Below are 5,083 nucleotides of genomic sequence, written 5' to 3' on the forward strand. Positions count from 1 at the left end.
CTTTGAAGAATTTAGAACTAAGAAAGAATTAAAAGGTCGCAGCTGCTTCAAGCCGCACGCTGCACCAAGCGCCACAATTATTATACAAACCCGTTGGTGTATCATTGCCTGCGGCGCGTATGAACCGTGTCTTCCAGATACTCCCTTTCATACTAATGATACACCAACGTCCACTGTAAATAGCTTCTTACCTAATTATCAGTATATTTGGATCACAAGACGAACTCCACACAAAACAATACACAACACAGTGTATTGTTTTATGACTCGTCCTGAATAAAGGCTACATAATTTTTTAAATACTATCTTAATTTGAATAAACAATCATATAAATATTTAATCTTATTAACGACTTCATTATTATTTAATTTAAGTTCTAATATTGCTGCTCAAACCAATAATACAAATGATCAAATTATTAGCTTAGATTCCATTGATGATAATTTAAAAGAGGCTTATAAGAATTTAAAATATAATGTTCAAGTTTCTGAAAGAATAGCAAGGAATACATTATTATTTTCTTATGAACTCAATTATGATTACGGAATAGCACATTCAAATTATATTATAGCTTCAGCTCTTTCAGACTCAGAATTTAATAAAAGTGAAGATTATTTAATCATTTCAAGCGAGTATGCAAAAAAAATCAACGACAGTAGGTTGATAGCAAGAATTGAAATGTTAAAAGGTAATATTAATTGGTATGCCAAAGATTTTAACGAATCAGAACTAAGATATAAAGAATCTGAAAAATTATTTAAAAGTATAAAAAACGACTCGTCAATTGCATCCGTATACAATTCTTTAGGAATATTATACAGTTCCCAAAGAAAAGACAGTTTAGCATTGACCTACTATAACAAGTCAATTCAAATAAACCAAAGGTTTTCAAATAATTATAATCTTGCAATAAACTATATCAATCTCGGTAATTTTTACTTGAATCGTGGTGCTATTTATCAAGCTGAAGATTATCTATTTAAAAGTCTAGAGGTTAGTCAGATGGGATTTTCTAGATTAACACCTGTTATTTACACAAATCTATCTCAATTGAATTTAAATAAAAAAGATTTTGAAAAAACTATTTACTATTCACATAAATCTCTTAATCTATTAAAGGCAAATGACTACAACGGAAACGCATATTCTAACAAACTTTTAAGTGAGGCTTTTGAGCAAAAATCTAATTTTGATAGCGCGTATTTTTATCAAAAAAAATACAATTACTATAATGAAAAAAACTTTGAAAGTCAATTAGATATTAGACTTATTGAGAAAGAATCTGAGTTTGTTTTTCAGCAAAAACTTAAACAAAAAGAATTGACTGAACTTAAGAATCAAAAAAGAAACCTTTTAATACTTGTAACACTACTTGTATCAATTTCAGTACTTATTCTATTATATTTAATCCAGTACAATCGTCTAATAAAAAAACAAAAAATAAATGATTACCTTAAAAATGAAAAAGTAAAACTTTTAGAAAGTCTTTCTTCTAAAAGAAGAGAATCTATTTTTGATAAATTAAAAATTAAACGTAAAAATGACATAATTAATCAGACGCTTCAGTCGATAAATTTACTTAATAAAGAATTTGAAAACGAAACACAAAAAGAATTAAGTAATAAGATTATTTCTAAATTAAATTTTCATAAGAAATATAATGGATGGCTAGCTTTTGAAAAAGACTTTTTACAAGTGCATCCAAATTTCATTAAAAAGCTCAATCAAAAATATCCAAGACTTACACATTATGAAATAAGACTTTGTTCTTTTTTAAAAATGAATATGTCTTCCAAAGAAATTTCTGACATTCTGAATATTACTAACGAGAGTGTAGTGAAATCAAGAACTAGGTTAAGAAAAAAGCTTGGTATTACTGGAACAAAGAAAACAATTATCAGTTTACTTAACAATTTGTGATAGTTAAATATGATAAAAGTAAAGCTGTCCCTATATTGTCCCTATGTAATGTGTGTGATAAAGAATTAAATTATGAATAAATAAATTTAGGTTTGCTGAAATTTAAAACAAAACTTTATGAAAACTTATTATTTAATTATTATATCCTTATTTTTTTCGTCTATTTCATTAGCACAAATAGTTATTGATGATTTTACCACTGGTGAATTTTCAAGAACGGCAGATGCAAATCAAGGAACATACACAAGTCAACAACTTACAGATTTTACTAGAATTATTAATTCACTTGCTTTAGCTCCAACTGGACCAGAACCATTTGATCATTCAGTTTCAAGTAATGAATATAGTTTTGATGTTACAGCAACAGCAGGTGGAATATTCGAAGTTTTTATTTATGCAGAACAATTTGTGTCTGGATTCCCTGTTGAGGGTACTGGATTTATACAACCTAGCAATTTAGAACCATTTTCACCTACTTTAGATTTGAGTGAGGCAACAACATTAAACCTTACATTTTCTGAGGCTAGTCCAAATGTTGTTCAAGTACAATTTTTCTTCTACACTCCGAATATGACAAATTCAGAAATTGACCAGTCTTCGCCAATTACTATTTCAGGTCCTGGCACTTATAGTTTGGATCTTGAAAACTTTTTTAATTCAGTTGACCCTTCAAATGTAGGTGCGATAGGATATTCAATAGCCGTAGCTGGTCCTGGAAATTATACATTGGATGAATTTTGGTTTGATGAGGTTTTGAGCATCTCTGAGTTTACAAAAGATAGTATACAAGTATACCCTAATCCAACTTCTAGTGTTATTTATATCCACAGTAAATTTCCTATTTTTGAAAATTTTCAAATTTACTCAACTACAGGTAAACTAATTCAAGAGGGTACCTTAGACAATATCTCAAATAAGATCGATATTAGTAAACTAATAAAAGGTATTTATTTCTTAACAATTAATAATGAAACATATAAAATCATTAAAGAATAATGTTGGACTGTATTTAAACGTTGAAAAATTTAGAAACGCACTACAACAACGTATATAAAAAATAGCAGTTAAGAGCTAAATATTAAGTTAGTTCTTTTCTGCTATCTTTGTTTTTTAATATGAAAAAAGACACAGATATTCCTGCTACTTTTCATATACAATACCGTTGTACACAAGCTAATGAAAACAAAGTTACACATATTCAAAACTGTTGCTAAACACTTAAGTTTCACAAAAGCTGCCGAGCAATTATATATTTCACAACCTGCCATATCCAAAGCAATTAAAAATTTAGAACAAGAATACGAAACAACATTTTTTGTTAGAAAAAGGAACTCCATTGAATTAACAATAGAAGGAAAATCGTTCCTCATATATGTAAATAAAATATTAGCTATCTATTCTGAAATGGACGAGCAATTTCTACATAAAAATGAAACCTTTCCAGAATTAATAAATTTTGGAGTAAGTACAACCTTATCCAATTATGTCATCCCTAAAGTAATTGCGAAGTTTAGAATGCAATTCCCTCAAACAAAGTTTGATATAATTAGTGATAATTCAGAAAATATTGAAAATTTAATTTTAAATGAGGAAATCGATTTTGGAATTACAGAAGGGAATTTTTCTAACCCAAAACTACATTTTGAAAAATTTATAAAGGACGAAATTGTTTTAGTAACAAATGTTAATAATTCTTCATTTAAAAAAGGAAGTATTGATATAAAAACGCTACAAGAAATTCCAATAATTGAACGTGAAAAAGGCTCTGGAACTAGAGAAGTAATAGACAGTTTTTTAGTTGAAAATAAAATCTCAAAACTAAATTGTGTAGTAACATTGAACAGTACAGAAGCTATTAAAAATTATTTAAACAACTCTAACGATTTTGCACTTCTTTCAATCAATGCTATTAATGATGATTTAATAAATAACAACCTCAAGGTAATTGACATAAAAGGTTTGAGTATTGAAAGATGGTTTTATTTTGTAAAAAGAACAGGTTACCTTTCAAGTTCTTTGGAAAAATTTGAAAAATTTATTCGACTTAATCATAACCTTTAGTTATCTATGATAACAAATTAATTTGCTTATAAGTTATTAATTCAATCTACTTTTGTATCAAATAACACGAAATGATATGAAAGATATATTTTCAAAAACTGTTTACTTCCTTATAATTATTATTGCACTTTTAGGTGTAATAAACAGTCCCACAGCATTATTACTTGGTTTTGTATATACCATTATTTTCAATAATCCGTTTAAAGAATCCAGCCATAAAGCAATCCATTATTTTTTAAAAATTTCGGTTGTTGGGTTAGGATTTGGAATGTTTATTAAAGAAACTTTAGAAACAAGTAAAGAGGGATTAAGTTTAACTATTTATTCAATACTTTTAACTGTAACGCTAGGTTTGCTAATAACAAGACTTCTAAAATTAGATTTAAAACTAGGTCATCTAATCACTTCTGGAACAGCAATTTGTGGCGGAAGTGCCATTGCTGCAATTTCTCCAGTTATTAAAGCTAAAAGTAAAACGATAAGTATTGCTTTAGGTATTGTTTTTCTACTAAATTCTATTGCGTTGTTCGTGTTTCCAGCAATTGGACATTTTTTAAATTTAACGCAAGAACAATTCGGTTTTTGGTGTGCAATTGCTATACACGATACAAGTTCAGTAGTTGGAGCTGCACTAGGTTATGGAGACGAAGCATTGAGAATTGCAACAACAGTAAAACTATCTAGAACTTTGTGGATTATCCCTTTATCCATTTTTTCAATGTTTTTATTCAAAACAAAGGGAGAAAGAATAAAAATCCCTTACTTTATAGTTTTATTTATTATTGCAATAATAATTAATAGCTACCATATTTTACCTGAAACAGCTACTAACTTTATTGTATTGATGGCTAAACGTTTATTAATAATAACTTTGTTTTTAGTAGGCTCAACCATTTCTATAAAAGATTTGAAATCTACTGGAATGAAACCTATTGTGTTAGCGCTGACGTTGTGGATTTTTATTTCAATTTTTTCATTAATTTATATTTTGAGTTAAAGCCAGTGTACAACAAAGAACTGAGCTAAAAAACAACTAATTCTAGTTTAATTTTGAAACATAATTTTTATCATACGGTATTCTTGATTTTGAGATGCCATAGGC

5 protein-coding genes are annotated in these 5,083 nt (G+C 28.0%); all 5 read left to right on the top strand.

Annotated features, from left to right (window positions below):
* On the top strand, positions 1 to 280 hold a 280-nt coding region (locus tag BLQ00_RS17730), incomplete at its 5' end, for a hypothetical protein (protein ID WP_217629443.1).
* 32 nt (positions 281 to 312) lie between these two features.
* Complete coding sequence (locus BLQ00_RS17005) at positions 313 to 1,920, top strand: tetratricopeptide repeat protein (RefSeq protein WP_093145516.1); 1,608 nt, start codon at positions 313 to 315, stop codon at positions 1,918 to 1,920.
* Between the two features lie 117 nt (positions 1,921 to 2,037).
* Positions 2,038 to 2,916, top strand: a complete 879-nt coding sequence (locus tag BLQ00_RS17010) for a T9SS type A sorting domain-containing protein (protein WP_093145517.1) — start codon at positions 2,038 to 2,040, stop codon at positions 2,914 to 2,916.
* A 180-nt stretch (positions 2,917 to 3,096) separates the two neighbouring features.
* A complete protein-coding gene (locus BLQ00_RS17015) occupies positions 3,097 to 3,981 on the top strand; it encodes a LysR family transcriptional regulator (RefSeq protein WP_093145518.1) in 885 nt (294 codons plus the stop codon).
* A 76-nt stretch (positions 3,982 to 4,057) separates the two neighbouring features.
* The gene (locus BLQ00_RS17020; RefSeq protein ID WP_093145519.1) at positions 4,058 to 4,978 is read left to right on the top strand and encodes a YeiH family protein; all 921 of its coding nucleotides are present in this window, start codon (positions 4,058 to 4,060) and stop codon (positions 4,976 to 4,978) included.
* Positions 4,979 to 5,083 lie beyond the last annotated feature (105 nt).

This window comes from Ulvibacter litoralis (genome assembly GCF_900102055.1).
Lineage (GTDB): Bacteria > Bacteroidota > Bacteroidia > Flavobacteriales > Flavobacteriaceae > Ulvibacter > Ulvibacter litoralis.

What these genes read in the sequence shown, in the direction of transcription:
- BLQ00_RS17010 (WP_093145517.1), top strand. Translation starts at nt 2,038, where the DNA reads ATGAAAACTTATTATTTAATTATTATATCCTTATTTTTTTCGTCTATT.
- BLQ00_RS17015 (WP_093145518.1), top strand. Translation starts at nt 3,097, where the DNA reads ATGAAAACAAAGTTACACATATTCAAAACTGTTGCTAAACACTTAAGT.
- BLQ00_RS17020 (WP_093145519.1), top strand. Translation starts at nt 4,058, where the DNA reads ATGAAAGATATATTTTCAAAAACTGTTTACTTCCTTATAATTATTATT.